Genomic DNA, 22,264 nt, shown 5'->3' on the forward strand with positions numbered 1-22,264 from the left:
AAATTAGTCCATAACTAATTCGCATTACACCCAGAAAAAGACAGGGAAGCTAGAAATGAAAACAACATCTACCACTAGTTTGGCTAGTTCACTTTTAATGCTCATAGCGGCAATGCCTGTCACTACATTGGCAGCATCAGAAGAAAGTGCAGAAAAAAACTCAAATAAAAGCACTGTTGAAGCGACAGACAAAAAAGCAATAGGTCAAGACATTGAAGTTATCGAAGTCACCTCAAGACGTAACCAAGCCAATAGTGAGATGACTGAACAAACTGAGCAGTTAATGAGTGTTGCAGGTATTGGCAATGATCCTTTAAGCGCCGTTTATAGTTTACCCGGTATTGTTTACGCTGGTGGTGATACTGGTTCACCGGCAGTGCGCGGCTCTTCTCCCGAAGATAATGCCTTTTACATTGATGACATGCCTGCAGGTTACATATTCCATTTATTTGGCGACAGCATTTTTAATGAAAACCTAATTCAAGATTTCACCTTACATCCAGCTGCATTTGGCAGTGAATATGGCAATGCCACGGGTGGTGTTTTTGATGTGCAATTACGCGATCCTCGACACAAAGATATCACAACTACCGTTGACTTAAGCATGCTCAAAAGTGGCGTTATGATCGAAGGTGAAACCTTTGAAGACCAAGCTTTTTACGTGTCTTATCGTCGTAGTCAGATCCACCTATTTTTACCCGAGGGAGAAGAAGATGAGGGATATACGATATTTAAAGCCCCGATAAGTGAAGATTACCAAGGTAAATATCAATGGTTAATAGGTGATGCTCATAAACTTACCTTAAGTGCTTCTGGAGCCAGCGATACCGGTGGCGTTAATATTTCTGAAAAATCAGAAGAAGGTCGAATTGACCCTGATAGTGTTGGTGATTTTAAAATATTGACCAAATTCGATAGCCAAAGTCTTTCATGGCAATACTATGGCGATGAAGAAAAAATAATGCAGTTAGTCGCAGGCCATACGATCAACAAAACTGACCAGATTTTTGGTAAAGGGCAGTTTATCAAAGTTGATGAAGAGTCCTATAATGTGCGTTTTTCATCACAAATTACCTGGCTTGATAATCATAAGTTAGGTTTTGGATTTGACTACAGTAAATCAGACGTTGATTACAGTTTCGATATGATCCCTTATTACTGCACGGAAAATGATGCCGACTGTAATGAAAACAAAGGTGATCGCATTCAAGATGTTGCCAAGCTCACTGATGAAGATATCGCCGTTTATATTCATGATATTTGGCAACTAAGTGATGCTTGGCAGCTAACTGTTGGCCTTAGAGCTGAACGTAACGATTACACCGACCAAAGTTTTGTTCATCCTAGGGTAGCCTTAGATTGGTTCGCTACCGATGACTTAACCTTTAAGGCAAAGGCAGGTACTTATAGCCGTTTTCCTGATGTTGATACCGCATTAAATAAACTAGGCAACCCAAAGATAAAATCACCACAATCAACGCATTACTCATTAGGTGTTGATTATGATTTAAATGGCATTTGGTTCACCTCACTAGATATCTACCATAAAGAGCTAACTAAGTTGCCCCGCTCTGTTGATGAAAATACGGCCGTAGAGGATGCTGATGTGCACTATACCAATGATACCTCAGGTGATGCACAAGGAATTGAGTGGCTAGTTAGACATGAACGCAATAATGGTTGGTTTGGCTGGGCATCTTTAAGTTGGTCACAAAGTCAACGTACTGATGACTTGACTAATGTCACTGCTGATTACTACTTAGATACCCCTTTGGTCGCCAATATTGTTGTCAATTATGAGTTAAATGAACGTTGGGATTTTGGTTTGCGTTTCACCCTGCGCAGTGGGGCAAAATACACACCTATCGTTGGTTTGCGTGAAAACCCTGACTATGATGATCACTTCTTACCGACTTATGGTGAGTTAAACGCAAAAACATTACCGGTATATCATCGCTTAGATTTAGAAGCTAATTACAAGACAAATTATTGGGGCTACGACGCGCAATGGACTTGGGCAATTATCAATGCCATGGCACAGAAAAATGTCTCTGGTTATTACTACGATCCTAGTGATAACGACAGCCTGACTGAATACAATGTGTCGGGCGAAGAAGATATTGGCGTATTTCCCTATATCGGTTTAAAGATGACTTTCTAATCAAGAGTTAACTACCTTTACTATTCAAGGTGTTGATAGCTGTTATCAATCAAGGTACATGTTTCATAACGCACATTGAATGGTACTGGATTTAAGTTTACTTACACTTTTTAAACAATAAAAATGAACAGCTAAGCACAAGTAACATTTACACCGTGGTAACATATAGTTACTTTTTGTAAATACGCTTTGTGCTTTGCTATGTCCTTTAAAAAAAATAATATCAGACAACCACAGAATCAAAGCTTTTCTTGGCTACTCGCCATTAGCTTGGTGATATTTAGCTCCTTAAGTTACGGGCAAGATAACAGTGACAACCAAGAGAATAATGCCAACAAACCGGTTATTAAAGATGGTTTTGAATGGCAAATTTTACTAGATCTCTCTTTAATTTATGATCCTACAATCATAGCCGGCATCGAACAGGAAAAATTATCAGAATATCTTCTGCCAGGTTTGTTGGTTGATATTTCTTACAAAGGCTTTTATTTACAAAGCAACCAAAGACGCTCACATGTACTACTTGGCGCTACCGAATTAGGTTACCAACTATTTATTGAAGAAGAATGGCAACTTGATCTGATACTAAAAGCTTACATGCAAGGTTACGATTCTGACTCCTTGATTGAGTACGGTGGTGGCGACGAAGAGTTGCTAACTGGATTAAAAGAACGTGAAGTTACTATCGGTGCAGCGATACGTTACTCACAGTATTTTGAAAATGCATTATTTCGCATTGATTTTGCTTATGGCAGTTCAGGTGAAGATGAAAACGAAAATCATGTCGGTGGCCTTATCATTGATAGCTTCTACAGCTATTTATTACCCTATAAAAATTGGGATATCTATTTAGGTGCTGGTTTAACTTATTTTAGCCAAGATATTATTAATTATTATATTGGTGTTAGTCCTGATGAAGTATTAGCAACGAGGCCAGAATACAACGCCAGTGGAAGTTTTAGAGGACAAGCTGAGGTTTATGCGCAATATCCCTTATCAGAAAGCTGGTCTTTTCATACCGGTATCACCCACAGTTATTTTTCAAATAATGTAAAAGAAAGCCCCTTAGTTGATACTAACCAAGTTACCCAAGTTACGCTTGGAGTGATGTATGTATTTTAATGTTGGCAAAGGAATTGCCATTGTTTTACCAACACTGCTTTATTGCTTACTGGTGTGTAAGCAAGTTAGTGCAAATGAGCTAACAGTAGATAACGAAGTGGTTTTTACTGCCCTGCCCGAGCAGTGTGTAACATTAAGGCAAGGGCGTAGTTGTTTTGCCACCGTAGAATTGCAATGGCAATCACCTTCAAAACAAAGTTTTTGTTTATATCAAGAAGGTGAAGAGAAACAATTAGCTTGTTGGAAAAATAGTAACAATGTTCAGATAAAAATAGACTTCGAATCAAATAAAAGTGTCAAATATCAGTTACGTAAAGAAACTAACAATAAAGTCGTAGCCGAAGCTCAAGTTGAAGTAAGTTGGCAGCATAAAAATACCGCGCGTAAACGTCGCTGGCGACTATTTTAGTAATAGCTAGCTATTGCGATTGTAAGTAACGACATCATTGGATATTCAAGTCATTTTAAAATGATCATTTATCTTGGTCAAATGGATATAACACAGTAGGAATAAGCAAAATGTACAATATATTATTGGTGGAAGATGACATTAGCCTAGCCGACTGGGTGTGTGAATATTTAACCGAGCAAGGATTTAATGTTACCCATGTTGCTCGTGGCGATCTAGTACTTGATGTGATCAAAAAAAACACCACTGACATAGTGTTACTTGACGTTATGTTACCTGGACTCAATGGTATAGAAGTATGTCGCCTTATCCGCCAGCATGAACAGAGCAAACAAGTTCCGATTATTATGCTAACCGCCCGCGCCGATGAATTTGATGAAGTAATCGGCTTAGAAGCTGGCGCTGATGATTATGTGATAAAACCGGTTCGTCCCCGCGCCTTATTAGCACGAATAAACCGTCAGTTAAGCCATAATGATAAAGTAGAGCCCGATCTCAATGCCCCACTGGTTTTTGGGCAACTTACCATTAACCAAGAAGCAAAACGTGTGCTTTATCAGGGAAAAGAGGTTGAGTTATCAACCAGTCTATTTGCCTTTCTCACTTATCTGGCACAGCATGCTGGTAATGTTGTTGATAGAGACTCTGTTTTTAAAGCCCTTAAAAAACGTGAATATGATGGCCAAGATAGACGCTTTGACGTTATGTTATCCACCTTACGTAAGCTCTTTAATGACGATCCACAAAAGCCACAAAAGTTTAAGACCATTTGGGGTAAAGGTTATTTATTTGTTAGTGATGCTTGGCAAGATAATTCTCAAGATAAGCCAGTGTGCGATATTGAAGAATAGCTATGCGTAGTCTCTATATTAGTATTATTTTTACTGTACTAGGCTCGCTATTTTTTATTGGCTGGGGGTTAGATGAACTAGTAGAATACTCAACTGAAGATAAAATAACTGAAACACAAGGCACTATTGTATATCGTCAGTTGCTCGACGGTTTATCGAGTGAACTTAGCTCGCTCACCCATTCGCAATTAAACGAAAAAGTTAATCTCTTTCAACAACACTATCAAATAAAAGCCAGCTTGGCCTCAAGTAAAAATATAGCCTTACCTAGTTCATTAGTGGCCGAGTTAAACCAGTCAGGAGGATTATTACTTGCTTCAAGTCACCATCAGTATTTAGTGAAAAATATCGCCAATCATTCTGACTACCTTTTACGCATTGAGTTACCCATTGAAACTGTCGACGACGATAATTTCAATTTTATTCTAACTTTAATACTCTATGTCAGTATTTGCGGCATCTTGATTTTATGGTTAATACCGTTAACAAGGCGCTTATACCTACTAAACAATGCCGCCGCTAAAATTGGCTCAGGACAACTTGATGCACGTATAGCTAGCAGCCGATTCTCCTATATTAAAATGTTAGAGCAAAGCTTTAATACTATGGCTGGAAAAATAGAAAACCTAGTAGCCGATAATAAGATTCTTGCTCGAAGTTTATCCCATGACATTCGCACACCAATGTCCTGTTTACGCTTTGGTATTGAAGCAGCGCTTGATAGCAAATCAATGGATAAAAAAAATAGCTACTTAACCCGTATGGACAATGAATTAACCCGTATGGAAGAGATGACCTCTCTGTTTCTCGATTACGCATCAATGGAGCGACAAGCGTTAAACTTGAAAAAACAACAAACCGATATTCAAGCGTTAATTATCTCCGCCATCACTGATTGCCAAGTACTTGCCACACAAAAAGACATAAAGATTAGCACCATTGTCCCAGATAAAACGCTTAACTATGAGCTAGATTATCACTGGTGTTATCGCGCCATAGTCAACTTAATTAGTAATGCAATTGGTTATGCTGACAGCAATATAGTCATCTTATTAGAAACTAGTAACAACGCCATTTCTATTACTGTAGCCGATGATGGTAAAGGTATTAGTGAAGATAAGTTGGAGATTATTTTCAGTCCTTTTGTGAAACTTGATGCTGATAGAACCCGAGAGCAAGGCCACTTTGGCTTGGGCTTAGCTATCTGTAGCAAAGTGATGGATTGGCATCTAGGAAGTATAAGCGCCGTTAACGGTACACAACTTTGTGGTGCTAACTTTACTTTATCATTCCCTGTTAACTAGCTAATTGAATCATCTTTTTTAGTTCATCTACTTCTGTTAATTTCGTTCATTGAGTAAAATAAAATAAGTAGTAATTGTTAAGAACTCCTTTAATAACTTTCTTGTTAACGGTAACCTTGAGGGTATATTTATACCAATCAGCTACTGAGAAATACTCTATTGAATGCCGACATAAAAATTAATTTTATTAATAGTATTGATAAAATAAGTGCTAGTGATTGGCAAAATTTAAATAGCTCACCCTGCCCTTTTCTTCGTTATGATTTTTTTAATGCTCTTGAAAAAAGCCACTCCGCAAGCGCTAAACAAGGTTGGCAAGCCCATCACTTAGTTGCCACCACTAACAATGAAGTGACGGCTGTTATGCCGATGTATTTGAAAAGTCATTCTTGTGGTGAGTATGTTTTTGATTGGGATTGGGCTGATGCTTTCAAACGTCATGACATCAATTATTACCCTAAATTAGTTGCCACCATCCCGTTTACTCCCGTTAGTAGTGATAAATTGCTTTCTTCACAACTCCAAGTAAATGAGCTATTTGAGCCATTAATTGAGCATTGCCAACAAGAAAACATTAATAGCTGGCATATTTTGTATTGCAATGAAATTAAGACCGCTTTGCCCGAAGATGTTTATCAACGTAATACCGTACAATTTCACTGGTTTAATCGTGATTATAAAACATTCGATGATTTCTTAAATAGATTCACTTCCCGTAAAAGAAAAAATACCCGTAAGGAGAGGCTGTCGATCCTTGAACAAGATATTAAGATTCGTCAGTTAAAAAATAGCGAAATAACAGAAAAAGATCTCGAGTTTTTTTATCTAACTTATCAACTAACCTACTTAAAGCGAGGTCATCAACCGCACCTAAACTATGAGTTTTTTAGACAGCTATTATTGAACATGACAGATAATATTTTATTGATCATTGCCAGTAATGAGCAAGAGGATATTGCATGTGCTTTATTCTTTTACGATGATTCTCAATTATATGGTCGGTATTGGGGCTGCACCAAACACTATAATAATTTACATTTTGAGCTTTGTTATTATCGCGGTATCGAGTTTTGCATTCAAAACAAGCTAAGAAGCTTCAACCCTGGCACCCAAGGTGAACACAAAATTCAAAGGGGGTTCGAGCCAGTATTAACGCACTCTTACCACTGGATAAAACACGCGGCTTTTAGAATGGCAATTAAAAACTTTTGTCAACAAGAGCAGCAGCATATGCTAACGTACCAGCAACAATGTCAGCAGATATTACCTTTCAGAAAATATGATGAATAAACCCTTCTCTCAAGCATGTGAAAACAACAAACGGCCGATCTTAAATATTCTGTCAAAAGTATTCTCAAAAAATAAACATATTTTAGAAATTGGCTCAGGAACGGGACAACATGCGGTTTTCTTTGGCCAGCATCAACCCCACTTAATTTGGCAAACCAGTGATTTACCAATAAATCATCAAGGTATTAATTTGTGGTTAGATGAAACAGTCTTGTCTAACGTGCAAAAACCTATTGTGATAGATTTGAATAAAACCTGGCCGATGCCTAAAAATACTCTGCAAGTTGATGGATTATATACTGCCAATACCCTTCATATAATAAGCTGGCCATTAGTAGTAAAGTTTTTTGATGGTATCGCACAAAACTTAGCATCAGAAGCTATCGTTTGTATATACGGTCCCTTTAAGTATCAAGGGAAATACACCAGCGACAGTAATGCTAATTTTGATTTCTGGTTGAAAGACAGAGATATAGATAGTGGTATTCGTGATATCGAAGCGATTTTGTTATTAGCAAATTCCGCAGGTCTTACGTTAATAGACGATCATGTTATGCCCGCTAATAATCAGCTTTTAGTTTTTTCAAAAAGTTAGTTGTTCGTGCTAAATGAAGATAAAAAGTATCAAACAGACGGCTCATAACGAATAGATAGCAACACACTCTCTAATCATCCGCTCTAAATAGGCTCCAGCTAGTAAGGCTTTCTATGTTTTGTTGGTCTTGTACTTCGTAGCCTAAGTGTTGATAAAAATTGATGTTTTTATCTGATTCGGTATTCAGACCGACCCCTGTTGAATAGACATCTGACTTTGATAACTCTTGGTATTTAAGAATAAGGGCTTTTGCATAGCCCTTACCTTGATGGTCTGGATGCGTGCCAATGGAGTCGATAAAAAAGTGTGCCCTTTTGGGGTGTGCAGCATCAGCTTGCTGCTCGTATTGTTCAATGCGACGGGAGGCTTGGGGGCTTATGCTTTTGTAAAATTCAGTTAATGCATCATCGCTTCCCTTGATCATTTCTTGTTCACTGGAATTACAGCCAAGAGCAACAGCTACCCATTGCTCATTAACTTTCACGCCATAACAGGGCCAGTTATTGGCTAAGCCGAATTGATAAAACGATAAGAAAAACTCAGTAATGTGTGCTTCATAATTGTTGCCAGAATCATTGAATAGATAGCGCATTACTTCGTAGTTTTTAAAGGAAGAACTAAGAATGTCAGCTGCCTCTACAAGGTCAGTTTTTGTTATTGGAAAAATATTCATAATTAAGTTCAACTTCGTATTTTATTTATATCGATAATAAGTTTAAATAAACTTATTGGCAAGTATCCTGTCATGCACCACTACTTTAAACCATTGTTATTTAACGTTAATAAATACAATCAATGTCTACCCCTTTCTTTCAGTCAATAGGGCTTATACGTTTACCGGCAATTATAGACTCGCCGCTTAGCGCCTCGACTTTAAAATTAGACTGTTCATCTCCTAAATCTTTATTTGTAATGACTGTTACTTTTTACCTCGCACAGTTTTCAAGTGTCATTGATTAGTGGGAGATAAAACCTATACTCATCGATATAACAAAAGGAAAGTGCTAAATGGAATATTTAACCCCTTTACAGAATCTACAAAATAATGTCAGCCGTCACCCTAATAAAGTTTTTCTCCACCAACCAGTAAATCGACAATGGCAAGAATATACTTGGGCTGATGTTGATCATCAAGCTCGTTGCATTGCTAATGCTCTTAAAAGTCAAGGTTTTGAGAGTGGTGCTAAGGTTGGTATTCTTTCTAAAAATTGTGCTCATTGGGTTATTACTGATTTAGCCATCATGATGGCAGGCATGATCAGCGTGCCAATTTATCCGACCGCAGAACATACGAACATCAGCCATATTATTAAGCATGCTGATTTAAAAGCTATTTTTATTGGAAAACTAGATAATCCTGAAGAAGTACAAATGGCTATTAACGATGATGTATTAAGTATTGCCTTTCCCTATCCAACGCCAGCCACAGCAGTACAATTTTCTGACTGGTTAATCGAATTTGAGCCTTTGGTCGATGTTCACCAAGATGCTATTGATGATATAGCAACCATTGTTTACACCTCAGGCTCAACAGGTCGCCCAAAAGGCGTCGTATTAAGCCATAAAAATATGGCATCTGTAGCCCAAAACCTCGTAGATATTTTTAAGCTCTCCAATAATTTTCGGTCAATATCTTATTTGCCCTTAGCGCACATAGTAGAGCGCAGTAATGGATATGTAGCCCTTTATGCTGGATTTGAAGTGTTTTTTGTCGAATCACTCGATACGTTTATTGATGATTTACAATACGCACAACCTACAGGGTTTATCTCAGTGCCACGCTTATGGACCATTTTTCAAGGCAATGTGCTAAATAAAATATCACAAAATAAAATCGCATTATTATTAAGTATTCCTATATTAAAGCACTTGTTCGCCAAAAAAATCCGCAAGGCATTAGGACTAAACAATGCACAGTGGTTTGTCTCAGGTACCGCTCCAATTGCCCTGTCGTTACTTCATTGGTATGAAAAATTAAACATACCTATTAGCGAGGGGTGGGGAATGACCGAAACATCTGGCGCTTCTTGCCTAAATTACCCTTTCTCTAAGCTCAGTTTAGGGACTATTGGTAAACCCTTACCTTGTGTTGAAATGACCTTGTCTACAGAAGGTGAAATTCTCATTCGTGGCGATGCTGTATTTAGTGAATATTACTTAGACCCTCAATCCACCGATGCGTCATTTTCTAATGGCTGGTTCCACACTGGCGATTGTGCAGCGGTAAATGGGCAAGGTGAATATACAATTATTGGTCGCATTAAAGACAAATTTAAAACCAGTAAAGGTAAATACGTCGCGCCGGTTCCCATTGAAAGTTTACTCTGTACTAACCTTGATATTGAGCAAGTCTGTTTGATAGGTTCTGGCATGAAACAACCTGTCGCATTAATTGTATTAACCGCCATGGACAATAAACGAGATATTGAGGTCGTCAATCGCTTAAAAAACACATTAAGTAACGTTAATGCTGAACTAGAAAGCCATCAAAAAATCGACTATTTACTTGTCTGCGAGCACGCTTGGAGCGTAGATAATCATTTACTGACACCCAGCATGAAAATTAAAAGAAATATTATCGAAAAAAAATACGATGCACTAACCACTAAGGTATTTTCAGATCTTGTTATATACGAAGAAGATATGTTCTAAATAAACACTGCCATAAACAATTGTAAACAAGGTAAAATATAGTTAATTAAAATATAATAGTCTCTATGTAAAATCATCTAGCATCAAAGCTCATATACGGTTATTGTCGCTTTGCTCACAAAATACTTACTAACTTTAGAAGGCATTTGTTCTCGTATATGGATACTAGCAGTTTTATTGCCCTACTCTACAATGCAGCACTCCTAATTTCTTTAGGCGTTATTTATGATGCGCTGAAGCTTGAATCAATCAAGAACAAAAAGATACGCGATCTAATCTCTGGATTATTGGTCGGTATGCTCGGCCTCGCAGTGATGAACACTTCATGGGAATTGGCCCCTGGAATGTTTTTTGATACGCGATGGGTGCTGATCAGTCTTTGTGGTTTGTTTTTTGGCCTGATACCAACCCTAATTGCCGGAGCTATGATGGTTGCCTTAAGACTTCATATAGGAGGGGCAGGAATTCTGGTTGGCTCATTGTGTGTCATCATCCCCGGTTCTCTTGGTTATATATTCGCCATTATATTAAAACGCAAAAATCTGCAGCTCGATTGGTTCAAGTTATATTCATTTGGCATGCTGATTCAAATCACTGTATTGGGTTGTATGTTACTCATGCCCGAACATTTACGATTCAAAGTCATAGGCGCAGTGATACAACCCGTCATCTTCGTTTTCCCTGTTTGTACCATGCTAGTGGGTTTAATACTAAGGCGTCAACGTGACCGTCGAAAATCTGAATATGACCTAACAGAGAGCCAAAAACTGTTGAACAGGGAGCAAAGCTTGATGAGAGGTTTGATTGGCTCATTACCTGATTTAATATCTTTTAAAGATGTGCAAGGACGTTACCTTGGCTGTAATCATGCTTTTGAACAATACGTTGGCCTGACAGAGCAAGAATTGAAAGGGAAAATGGATCAGGAGCTCAAGGGGAATTTTAAGCCTTCAGATATAACAGGGCTTGATGAACAGGAAATTATTGCCAGTGGTAAAGTGTACAGTCAAGATGAATGGGTAGTTTACCCTGATGGTAGTAAAGTATTACATGAAACCATTAAGAAAACCTTTGATGGTTTAGATGGAACTCGTTATGGTTTAATGAGCGTTAGTAGAGACATCACTGAACGCCAAAGCCATGAAGATCAAATTCAACGACTTGCCTTTTATGACTCATTAACACAATTACCCAATCGCAGGATGTTGCAAGACAGATTGCAACTTATGGTGACTACTAGTTCTCGTGACGAACGATTCAACGCACTTTTTTTCATCGACCTTGATCACTTTAAAACCCTTAACGATACCAAAGGGCATAATATGGGCGATCAATTATTAATAGCTGTTGCCGCCAGAATACAAGACAGTGTTCGAGGTGAAGATATTGTCGCTCGATTAGGAGGGGATGAGTTTGTTGCTTTGATTTCCAATCTTGGTGAAGATGAAGCAACTGCTGGCCATGTTGCTGAAAAAGTAGCTGAGAAAATACGTCTATCCATTTGCCAACCTTACAAATTATCTATCAAAGAAAATGTAGATGCTAACAACGAAATGACTTTTCACTGCACACCCAGTATTGGCATCAGTTTATTCAAATCAAACTTAACCAGCCCCGATGAAATCCTAAAACAAGCTGACGTTGCAATGTACCAAGCAAAAGCAGCGGGTAGAAATGCTATCCGTTTCTTTGATCCAGCCATGCAGATTGCATTAGAAGAGAATGCGGCTATTTTAGCTGAACTGCACCAAGCAATTGATAATGGTGAACTTGAATTGTATTACCAAATTCAAATAGATGAAACCAAGGGTATTCAAGGTGCAGAAGTATTATTACGCTGGTTTCATCCGATACGAGGAATGGTTTCACCACTTGATTTTATTCCTTTGGCAGAAGAGAGCGGCTTAATCATACCCATAGGACGTTGGGTATTAGAGTCAGCTTGTCATCAACTTAAAGTGTGGGAAAACATGCCCAACCGAGAAAACTGGCAGATATCCGTTAATGTTAGTGCCTTACAATTTAAACAAGAGAATTTTGTTGAAACTGTGCAAGAGATCATCGTCTCAAAGAACATAAACCCGCGCGGTTTAAAACTAGAATTAACCGAAAGTATGGTGCTAGAAAATGTCGACGTTATCATTGAAAAAATGCAGCGATTAAATCAACTCGGCATTGACTTTTCTATGGATGATTTCGGCACTGGATATTCTTCTCTTTCGTGTTTGAAACGTTTACCACTTAAACAATTAAAAATAGATCAGTCATTTGTACGTGATATCACAACAGATCCTGATGATGCCGCAATCGTACAAACAATTATTAACCTATCTAGAAGTCTAAATTACGACGTCATTGCTGAAGGTGTTGAAACCCAAGAGCAACGTCAGTTTTTATTTAATAATGGCTGTAGTCAATATCAAGGTTATTTGTTTAGCCGTCCTGTACCTATTACTGAGTTTGAGGAATTAGTAAGCTCCATGTCAGTTAATTTTGCTCCTGCCCTAAACTAAAAGGCAACAACGCTGTAGACATGGCACTTAACCTTTCAATAAAAGTCCTCTATTTATTGAGGGTGTTACTTTGCAAACGACATGAAATATCCTAACACCTTACGGCTTAAGAGAATTTATTTAGAATTGACTGACAATATTCAGTTTTCAACAATCGAGTCACTTCACTTTTTTCATCATTGATAACATCTAACATCAATTTATCTGTAGATTGGCGCATTAATCTTCTGCTTGTTTGTACTGAGTCTGCAGGTAGTTTAGCAATAGTTTGTGCTATATTTAGTGCGTTTTTTATCACCTCATTAGGTTGGCAAATCTGATTTACTATACCGTATTGATAGGCTTGCTCTGCTGTGAAAGGTGCCCCTAATACAGCCAACTCAAATGCTCGATTATGACCAACTTTCAAAGGCAGTAATAAACTTGCTCCGGCCTCCAAACAAATGCCTAAGTGTGCAAAAGGTAAAATGAACTTACTATTGGTTGCCGCGATAATCATATCGCATTGCAACAATAACGTGGTGCCAATGCCTACTGCGGGCCCAGCAACCGCAGCAACGATAGGTTTAGAGAATTTTGCCAGTTGCTCAATAAATACAAAGGCGGAAAGCTCTTCTTCATTGCCTGATTCAGCAAAATCATTACCGGCAGAAAAACAATTTTCATCTCCTTGAATGAGTAGACAATGTATATGTACAGAGTCATTGGCATATTTTAAATGCTCACACAGTAATTTATACATGGCAGCATTAATGGCATTTTTTTTCATTGGTCGATTTAGCGTTATGGTAAAAACGCCTTGATGTTCTTCTGTTAAAACTAAATTTTTCATTGTTATTTCACTTAATGATAGAAATATTTTTTAAACCAAAATAAATGGGCTATTAAAAACATAAATAAGAGAGTGGATTGTTTAGCGGTTTAATGTGCCAATGAAGTCATTAAATATTAGGAAATCTTTGTAAAACAATTTCGCCTTCCACTTCCAATACCGTCTTTCCCTTGGCATTTTTCACCTCAAATTTTAACTCTGCATTTCCTCTATCAATACGAGTATCGACGCTTAATTTAGCAATGGTCATGTTAACCGTTAGGCAATCGTTAACAAAAACAGGTAGACGAAAGTGACACTTTCGAAGCTCTCTCCATGCGACGATATGCCAATTGGCGTAGATGTTATCAAAGGTTAAACGTTGCATTATGCCTAAGGTATGTATGCCACTGGCACACAATGCACCTATAGGCGATAACTTCGCTTTTTCTGGATCAACGTGAAATTCCATCGGATCGTAACGCTTGGCAAAATCAATAATCTCATGCTCAGTGACTTTATAATGGCCATAAGAAAATTGCTCACCCTCGTTAAGTTCATCCCAATAGATCTTTTGATTTTGTTCTATTTTGGCTGACTTTAATGCAGACTCATTTATAACATCACTCATTGTGAACTCTCATAATCGGCCAAAATCATATCAGCAGCTTTTTCACCAATCATGATAGTAGGTGCGTTGGTATTTCCGCTGACAAGCTTAGGCATTATAGAAGCATCTACCACTCTAATTCCGCTCAAGCCGTGTACTTTGAGCTGTTCATCCACAACAGCCATGGCATCAGATTCAGTGCCCATTTTACAAGTACAAGCTGGATGATACTGAGTGTCTGAGCGATTGCGAATGTCTTGTTCTAGAGAGTGCTCGTTGCCTTTTTCAAGGGGGAATAGTAGTTTTTGACGAATACCATCAAAGGGAGTACTTTCAAGAATAGCGCGCATTTTTTTCGCACCACGTTTGATCAGTTCTAAATCTTTTTCATTATCAAAAAACTTAGGATCAATTGCTAGCGAATCTTCTGGGTCTCGGCTGTTGAGTTTCACTTCACCCGTGCTATCCGGACGAAGAACCGTAATATGGCAACTATAACCATGGCCAAAATTCACCTTACGGGCATGGTCATCAACAATACCCGGCACGAAGACTAACTGAGCATCCGGCGCGACTAAATTGTCTTCCGTACTAAAGAATGCTCCTGATTCTGCGAGTGTACTGGTAATTTTTCCAGAACGTTTGTTCTTCCATTCAAGCATCCATTTAAGCATTCCGGTGCCACCTCGAAGGGATAAACCAAAAGTCTCATCACTACTGGCAACTCGGTAAGTTTGTATATAATCAATGTGATCTTGTAAGTTTTGACCTACACCAGGTAGATGATGAACAAGTGTTATATTTTTATCACAAAGGTGCTCTTTTGGACCAACCCCAGAAAGCATTAAGACTTGTGGCGAACCAAAAGCACCACCGCTAAGAATGACCTCTTTATCACAATAAATATCAACAGACTTTTTGTCTTTTTTATACCGTATTCCTATTGCTTTTTTCCCTTCAAATAATACTTTTTCCGTTAATGCATGAGTGATTACCGTTAAATTAGAACGACTCAAATGAGGTGTTAAAAAAGCTTTAGCTGCACTGCAACGTTCTCCATTTTTTACCGTGCGCTGATACATAAAACAACCTTCTTGCTCAGCACCATTGTAGTCATCAATCTGTTTCAGCCCTTGCTCCTGACAAGATGCAATAAACATTTGATTGGTATTACTGGCAGCCGTTGCATTTGAGATACCTAGCGGGCCGTCTTGATTATGATATTGGTCAGAAAAGTACTCATTACCTTCAGACTTTTTAAAGTAAGGCAGTACTTCTTCATAACTCCAGCCCTTGTTGCCTAACGCAGACCAATTATCGTAATCCCATTTATTACCTCGTACATACAACATGGCATTGGTAGATGAACAGCCTCCAAGAGTTTTCCCCCGAGGTTGGTAACCTTTACGACCGTTTAGACCTTTTTGTGGAATAGTTTCAAATGCCCAGTTATTTATCTTCGTTGGCAGCATTGCTGCTACGCCTGCAGGAGCATGAATAAAGACACTTTTATCTGGCCCGCCCGCTTCTAATAAACAAACAGAAATATTAGGGTTTTCGGTTAAACGCGCAGCTAAAACACAACCTGCAGAGCCAGCACCAACAATAATATAGTTGTACATTTTTTCTTCCCCATCATCAATTACAACTCATAACGGTTGCTATTTATTAATACCAATGCCATTAAGTTTTTACCCATTTGTGTTGGTTAAAATATCCCAAGGCGGCGTTGCCCTCAATTCCAATAGCCAGCTATTGCTCAATCAAGCGCCTACCCTTGAATTATTTTTCCTGCGCACAACAAGATCACAAATTTAATGAAATTGGTATAAAACTCAAATGACCGGTGCCACTCGAGTCATCTTTTTTATTTTCCGTAAAGCGTTACCACAACGGCTCCACCAAGGCCGACATTATGCTGTAAGGCTAGTCTAGCACCTTCAACTTGACGTGCGCCTGCTTGACCACGTAGATGCCAAGTTAACTCAGTACATTGTGCCAGTCCTGTTGCACCTATAGGATGGCCTTTGGACATCAAACCTCCAGATGGACCAATAACAAATTTCCCGCCATAGGTATTGTCACCTTTGTCGATAAATTCAGCCGCACCACCTTCAGGACAAAGCCCTAAACCTTCATAACTGATCACTTCATTAGTGGTGAAACAGTCATGTAATTCAATAACATCAATATCTTCTGGGCTAATGCCTGCCATGTTATATACTTTTTTAGCTGCTATTTCTGTCATACCCTTACCTGCCGCATAAATAGGGTCTTGCCATGACTTCTCAGTATCTGTTGCCATGGCTTGCGCTAGAATTTTCACTCCGTTGGTGATGCCGTTTCTTGCGGCAAAAGCTTCACTACATACGATAGTCGCCGCAGCGCCACAGGTTGGAGGACATGCCATTAGACGTGTCATATAACCATCATAGATAACTTTATCATTGAGCACATCTTGATAGGTCAGCGGTTTAGTAAACATAGAATAAGGGTTATGCACCGCATGTCTACGAGACTTCGCTGAAACTTTGGCAAAAATATCCGCTTCAACACCATACAGGTCCATATAATGACGACCTGCAGCACCAAAGGCTTGCAGTGCCAAAGGGCCATCAGGCGCATTAAATTTTTCTAACACAGGTTTTGCTCTATCAAAAGGACTTTCTCTATCGTCCCACCCTGAGCCCAATGCGCCTGGTTGCATTTCTTCAAAACCAAAAGCTAATGCACAGTCAATTTCACCAGAGAGAACCGCTTGTCTTGCTAAAAATAATGCGGTTGAACCGCTAGAACAATTATTATTGACGTTAACAACAGGAATCCCACTTTGAATAACGTCATAAAATGCATGTTGGGCACAGGTACTGTCACCATAAATATAGGCACCGAACGCTTGTTGAATTTTTGATGCCTCAATGCCCGCATCAGCCAGTGCGATATTGATCGCTTTAGCAGCCATCACACGATACGGTTCTTGCTGACCTGGTTTACAAAACTTTGTCATGCCGACGCCGGCTACGATTACTTGACTCATTTCTTTATCTCCTAAGATTGTTTTCCAAAGACACCATCAGCTTTAAGCTGATTAATTTGTTGTTCACTAAAACCAAATTCTTGTTGTAATATTTGGTTGTGCTCACCTAAGCTACATCCTTTAAAATGATACTTAGCAGGGCTAGCCGACATTTTGACTGCACAGCCCACTTGTTTAATACCATCAACCTCGATAATCATTTCTCGGCTATTAATTTGTTCGTGCTGACACGCTTCACCCATGGTTAATACAGGTTCAACACAAGCATCTACTGAACTAAACAACTGTTGCCAATAGGTAAAGTTCTGCGATTTAAAAACGTCTGTTAGTTGCGTTTTAAATGCTTGCTGGTGCGCTAATTTATCAGATAGCGCTAACGTTAATAACGCTGGCTGTCCTATTGCTTCGCACAAGATTTTTTTAAATTTAGGCTCTAAACCACCGACAGATAAATAACGTTGATCACTGGTTTGATAATAATCATAAAACTGTTGACCATTGAGTAACTCTTGCTCAGGCCCTGTTGTTTTTTCTGCACCTAAATAATTAGAGGCCGCAAAAACATTTAGACTAAAAGCGGCATCAGTAATACTGATATCTACTTGCTGCCCTACACCTGTTTCTAATCGTTGTATAACTGCCGCCAACAAACCTGCGACTAAGTGCATAGAGCCACCTGCCACATCAGCTATTTGAATACCGGCAGGTACAGGCGCGGTATTTACTCTTCGGCTGTAATCTTGAGTGCCAGCGATAGCCAAATAGTTATTATCATGCCCCCCCCTATCTTTATAAGGCCCTGTTTGTCCATAGCCCGTTAAAGAGCAATAGATAAGTTTAGGGTTAATCGCTTTTAACGTTTGATAACCCAAACCCAATTTATCCATTACGCCGGGCCTAAATTGCTCAACGACCACGTCATATTCACCAATCAACTTTTTGACAACTTCAATAGCGTCTGGTTTTTTAAGATCTAAACCAATGGATTTTTTCGAGCGATTCAAATAGCGATGCGCATACGAAGCATCACCATCAAGTTCGCCAATGATACGCGTTAAATCAGTACGACTCGGCGCTTCAACGCGTAAAACCTGCGCACCTAAATCGGCCAAAACTAAGGTGCCAAAAGGACCAGGAAGTAAGGTTGAAAAATCTAATATTTTTACATTAGCAAGTGCTGACATAACTAACCTTATAAAAGTAAGGAGAGTGATTAGCCCCCCTTTGATTTATTAACAACTTAATAAATGCTGATTAAGTGGCTATTCAAATAAGTAACTAAATTGAAGCGTTACCGTACTGGGTTGGCTAAAAGAAGCAAATTGCGAACCTGCAAACAGCGGGACATCATTGGCATAATAAAAATAACTTTCATCAGTTATATTTTTGAAAATAAGGTCTGTTTTCCAAAGGCCATCAGGCGAAGCGACACTGATTGCTGCATTCCACACAATATAAGCGTCTTGCACCGTAATAGGATCTAAATCTGCGGTAGCAAAGAAGTCATCAACATAGTTGCTATCAACCCTGCTGGTTACCACATATTCGTTTATGGCAAACTCATGTTGTAAGCTTAACGATAAGGTTATTTCAGGTACATCTTGATTGGTTTTACCTGAAAGATCGTTCAACCCCGCAGCGGCACAAGCTGAGCCAGTTAATCCAGAATCAATGACTTGCTGCGCAGTACAACCTGCATTTTTATAATCATCAAATTCAAAATCAATATAACCAAGGTTAGCATCTAAGGTAAATTCATCGTTTATTAACCATCTTAATTCAGCTTCAAGTCCACGAGAGGTTGCTTTAGCTGCATTTTCAACAACAAACGTTGTTCCGCCGGTAAACAACGTGGTTTGCATATTGTCATAAGCAACATTAAACACAGCGGTATTTAAAAGCACAGTACCGTCGAAAAATTCAAATTTACCGCCAATTTCAGAAGAAATTGCCTCTTCATTTTCGTATTCAATTTCATCTAAATCAGGCGACATGGCAATGGCGTTAAACCCGCCACCTTTAAAACCTTTACTCACTGAGACATAAAAACTAGCCGTGTCAGAAGCAAGCCAAGTCAAACTAGCAGAAGGTGAAAACAGATTTTCTTCTCGACTTACCGGCACTGAATGCGGGTACGCTTCCATAATGGCCTGACTCCAAATGAAAAGCTCAGTCGGGTTAGTCAATGGTAAACCGCTTTTACTGCCATCGCCTGTACCGCCGTATACTTCTACTGTTTGACGACCTGTTTTTTCTTCTTTTGAATAACGCCCTGATAGTTCAAGTTTCAATGATTCCGTTAAACCAAAAGTAACTTGGCCAAATAATGCTAACGAATCGGTTTCTTGTTCAAGCTCATTAAAACGACTGGTTACTGCATGCTCAATAGGGATAGGAAAGGCGCCTGCAACCGGAGTCCCGGGCGCTGTGGCAAAATCAGCAACCGCATCAACTAATAAGTCACTGTTTTGCCAAAAGACACCAAATAAATATTCAAAGTCATCGTTATCTCCTGAAACAAACCTTAACTCTACGCTATTCTGTTCGTAGTCTTCTGATTCACTAAACTGTATCACCGGTAAAGGACCAAAATCAGCATCTTGAGAGCGAACAAAATCTAAATTAGATTGTGCTATCGTGGCGCTAATGGTGCCTTGATCAATTTTATAGTCACTTTTTAGCGCATATTCGCTAAAATTAGCATCCATAAAATAAGGTGTTTCTTCGCCATTAAAACCTAGGCCTGGGTAATTACCATTTGAAATATTGGTTTTACCATCAATATTAGCTTCTGCGCCGAACATTCTAGCGAGCCCTGTTATGGGTTGGCTGTCTTCCAAGTAAAGAATTTCATAAGGGGCACCTTTTGTTTCAAATGTGCCATTCTCTGCACGTAAGTTAATTTTAAAGTCATCGTTAACCTGCCAATTTAAAATACCGCGCAAAGCGCTATCCTCTTTGGTTGGCATGGTTTCACCATTGGCTTCATTTTCAACCCAACCTTCTTCACTGTTTGATCCCTTAAAGGCAAAACGCCCAGTTAAAGAGCCACTCTCGTTAAGTGCGCCGGTAACATAACCAGAATAATCAACTTTTTCATATTCAAATTCATAAGCTGCAGTTAGCTTTGCTTCAAAGTAGTCTTTCGGCTGTGCTGGCAAAATGCTAATAACACCACCTACGGTATTTTTACCAAATAAACTTCCTTGAGGGCCACGTAATACTTCAATAGCATCAACATCCATAAACGAAAAACGTGATTGCACACCTCGCCCATGATAAACACCGTCTAAGAATATGCCGACAGATTGTTCACCGCCCGCTTGAAGATCTGAATTTACCCCACGAATAGAAATAGTATCTTGTACCGCATTTTCAGAAATACTAACGTTAGGCAAAGACTGAGATAAGTCATCTAACTTATTAATTTTCATTTGGCTCAATGATTCACCGCTAATGACACTGACAGAAGCAGGCACTTCTCGTAGGGTTTTAACCCGTTGACCGCCTCTAACCTCAATCACCTCAACGTCTTTGGTATCAACTGCTGACTCATTTAACTCTTCTGCTGCCACGTTATTAACTAATAACGCAGAGGTTACCGAAATTGCGATAATGCTTTTTGCTATAGGTAGGATATTCATCATATCTCCAATTATTCCACTTAAGTGAACAAGGCTTTTTATTATATTTTTTAGCCTAATTATTGTAGTAATTCGTCAATCTATTTTTATTGTTATTAGTCTTTAATCAGTTCTCGGCCGATGATTTCTTTCATTATTTCTGAGGTACCACCGTAAATTCGTTGCACCCTTGCATCAACAAATTCTCTGGCGATTCGGTATTCAGTCATATAACCATAACCGCCAAATAACTGTAGGCACTCATCTGCGACTTTACCCTGTAACTCAGTAACATGAAGTTTGGCCATTGAAGCGGTAATCGCATCGAGACGATTTTCAGCCAGCAACATCACACACTGATCAACAAAGGCTTTTTGCACTCGAACGCCTGTCGCAAGTTCTGCCAATTTAAAACGCGTATTTTGAAAATCAGCGATACGTTTACCAAAAGCATTGCGTTCTTTAACATAATCTATAGTGATCTCTAACATGCCTTCTGCTGCAGCTTGTCCTCCGACGGCTAACAATAGACGTTCGCGTGGCAACTCAGTCATCATGGCGATAAAACCAGTATTAAGCGGTCCTAACAACGCATCATCAGGTACAAACATGTCATCAAAAAACAATTCAGAAGTATCTTGGCAGTGAATACCCAATTTCTTGAGTTTTTGACCTTTTACAAAACCTTTGGTATCGGCATCAACAATAAAGAGTGAAACACCTTTCGCGCCAGCATTTGGATCAGTTTTACAAGCGAGTACCACAATATCGCAGTGTTGCCCGTTAGAGATGAAGGTTTTACTGCCATTAATAACAAAACCGCCAGCAACTTTTTTCGCCGATGTTTTCAATGCTTTCAAATCACTGCCAGCACCCGGCTCGGTCATGCCAATAGCACCGACACACTCACCGCTTGCCATTTTAGGCAGATACTTTTTTTTTTGTGCTTCAGTACCCATATTCAAAATATAATGCCCCACAATACCGGCATGAACGGCAATACCGCCACCAGCAATGGCGCCAACGCCTCGACGATAAAAAATATCATTAATCAGTGCTGCGAATTTAAAGTCGACACCAAAACCGCCATATTCTTCTGGCATATCAACGCATAACAAACCTGCTTCGCCTAACTTGTTCCATACCTCTCTTGGCATCCAAGCGTCGTCTTCCCATTTTTCATAATAGGGAGCAATTTCTTTATCAATAAACTTATTTACCGATTCTGAGAAAATGCGTAAATCTTCATCAATCCAAGTACAATAAAAAGGGGTCATAGTTGTTCT

The 22,264-nt window shown here is 39.0% G+C and carries 17 protein-coding genes; 9 read left to right on the top strand and 8 right to left on the bottom strand.

The genetic code is table 11. The features are described from left to right. The first annotated feature begins 55 nt into the window (after window positions 1–55). The 7 genes from ESZ36_RS17450 to ESZ36_RS17480 all read left to right on the top strand — a co-directional run bounded on the left by ESZ36_RS17450 (window position 56) and on the right by ESZ36_RS17480 (window position 7,732). On the top strand, window positions 56–2,161 hold the full coding sequence (locus ESZ36_RS17450; RefSeq protein ID WP_146790238.1) for a TonB-dependent receptor: 2,106 nt from the start codon (window positions 56–58) through the stop codon (window positions 2,159–2,161). Window positions 2,162–2,362: 201 nt separating this feature from the next. Beyond that, complete coding sequence (locus tag ESZ36_RS17455; protein ID WP_246129155.1) at window positions 2,363–3,283, top strand: MipA/OmpV family protein; 921 nt, start codon at window positions 2,363–2,365, stop codon at window positions 3,281–3,283. After that, complete coding sequence (locus ESZ36_RS17460; protein WP_146790242.1) at window positions 3,273–3,692, top strand: DUF3019 domain-containing protein; 420 nt, start codon at window positions 3,273–3,275, stop codon at window positions 3,690–3,692. Before ESZ36_RS17455 ends, ESZ36_RS17460 begins: the two co-directional genes overlap by 11 nt. Before the next feature lie 101 nt (window positions 3,693–3,793). Beyond that, the gene (locus tag ESZ36_RS17465) at window positions 3,794–4,543 is read left to right on the top strand and encodes a response regulator transcription factor (protein WP_425457415.1); all 750 of its coding nucleotides are present in this window, start codon (window positions 3,794–3,796) and stop codon (window positions 4,541–4,543) included. 2 nt (window positions 4,544–4,545) lie between these two features. Next, the gene (locus ESZ36_RS17470; protein WP_146790245.1) at window positions 4,546–5,847 is read left to right on the top strand and encodes a HAMP domain-containing sensor histidine kinase; all 1,302 of its coding nucleotides are present in this window, start codon (window positions 4,546–4,548) and stop codon (window positions 5,845–5,847) included. 159 nt (window positions 5,848–6,006) lie between these two features. Then, the gene (locus tag ESZ36_RS17475) at window positions 6,007–7,137 is read left to right on the top strand and encodes a GNAT family N-acetyltransferase (RefSeq protein ID WP_146790247.1); all 1,131 of its coding nucleotides are present in this window, start codon (window positions 6,007–6,009) and stop codon (window positions 7,135–7,137) included. Further along, complete coding sequence (locus ESZ36_RS17480; RefSeq protein ID WP_146790403.1) at window positions 7,130–7,732, top strand: DUF938 domain-containing protein; 603 nt, start codon at window positions 7,130–7,132, stop codon at window positions 7,730–7,732. The genes ESZ36_RS17475 and ESZ36_RS17480 overlap by 8 nt, the downstream gene beginning before the upstream one ends. 70 nt (window positions 7,733–7,802) lie before the next feature. Here the strand turns inward: ESZ36_RS17480 and ESZ36_RS17485 are convergent, their stop codons facing one another. Continuing rightward, complete coding sequence (locus tag ESZ36_RS17485) at window positions 7,803–8,405, bottom strand: GNAT family N-acetyltransferase (RefSeq protein WP_146790249.1); 603 nt, start codon at window positions 8,403–8,405, stop codon at window positions 7,803–7,805. Window positions 8,406–8,740: 335 nt separating this feature from the next. Between ESZ36_RS17485 and ESZ36_RS17490 the strand changes: the two genes are divergently transcribed. Both ESZ36_RS17490 and ESZ36_RS17495 read left to right on the top strand, forming a co-directional pair. Next, the gene (locus ESZ36_RS17490) at window positions 8,741–10,384 is read left to right on the top strand and encodes an AMP-binding protein (protein WP_146790251.1); all 1,644 of its coding nucleotides are present in this window, start codon (window positions 8,741–8,743) and stop codon (window positions 10,382–10,384) included. A 158-nt stretch (window positions 10,385–10,542) separates the two neighbouring features. Continuing rightward, on the top strand, window positions 10,543–12,897 hold the full coding sequence (locus ESZ36_RS17495; protein ID WP_146790253.1) for an EAL domain-containing protein: 2,355 nt from the start codon (window positions 10,543–10,545) through the stop codon (window positions 12,895–12,897). Window positions 12,898–13,003: 106 nt separating this feature from the next. On the opposite strand, the gene ESZ36_RS17500 is transcribed toward ESZ36_RS17495, so the two are convergent. The 7 genes from ESZ36_RS17500 to ESZ36_RS17530 form a co-directional block, all read right to left on the bottom strand. Then, window positions 13,004–13,729, bottom strand: a complete 726-nt coding sequence (locus ESZ36_RS17500; RefSeq protein WP_146790255.1) for an enoyl-CoA hydratase-related protein — start codon at window positions 13,727–13,729, stop codon at window positions 13,004–13,006. Between the two features lie 109 nt (window positions 13,730–13,838). Further along, complete coding sequence (locus ESZ36_RS17505) at window positions 13,839–14,339, bottom strand: MaoC/PaaZ C-terminal domain-containing protein (RefSeq protein WP_146790257.1); 501 nt, start codon at window positions 14,337–14,339, stop codon at window positions 13,839–13,841. Further along, entirely contained in the window at window positions 14,336–15,940 is a 1,605-nt protein-coding gene (locus tag ESZ36_RS17510; RefSeq protein ID WP_146790259.1) for a GMC family oxidoreductase, read from the bottom strand. Before ESZ36_RS17510 ends, ESZ36_RS17505 begins: the two co-directional genes overlap by 4 nt. 245 nt (window positions 15,941–16,185) lie before the next feature. Further along, a complete protein-coding gene (locus ESZ36_RS17515) occupies window positions 16,186–17,355 on the bottom strand; it encodes a lipid-transfer protein (protein ID WP_146790261.1) in 1,170 nt (389 codons plus the stop codon). Window positions 17,356–17,366: 11 nt separating this feature from the next. Next, entirely contained in the window at window positions 17,367–18,539 is a 1,173-nt protein-coding gene (locus tag ESZ36_RS17520; protein WP_146790263.1) for a CaiB/BaiF CoA transferase family protein, read from the bottom strand. Between the two features lie 78 nt (window positions 18,540–18,617). Further along, window positions 18,618–21,002 carry a TonB-dependent receptor gene (locus tag ESZ36_RS17525; RefSeq protein ID WP_146790265.1) on the bottom strand — a complete coding sequence of 795 codons (2,385 nt, stop codon included), beginning with the start codon at window positions 21,000–21,002 and terminating at the stop codon, window positions 18,618–18,620. Window positions 21,003–21,094: 92 nt separating this feature from the next. Next, entirely contained in the window at window positions 21,095–22,255 is a 1,161-nt protein-coding gene (locus tag ESZ36_RS17530) for an acyl-CoA dehydrogenase family protein (RefSeq protein ID WP_146790267.1), read from the bottom strand. Window positions 22,256–22,264 lie beyond the last annotated feature (9 nt).

The organism is Colwellia demingiae, from assembly GCF_007954275.1.
Lineage (GTDB): Bacteria > Pseudomonadota > Gammaproteobacteria > Enterobacterales > Alteromonadaceae > Colwellia > Colwellia demingiae.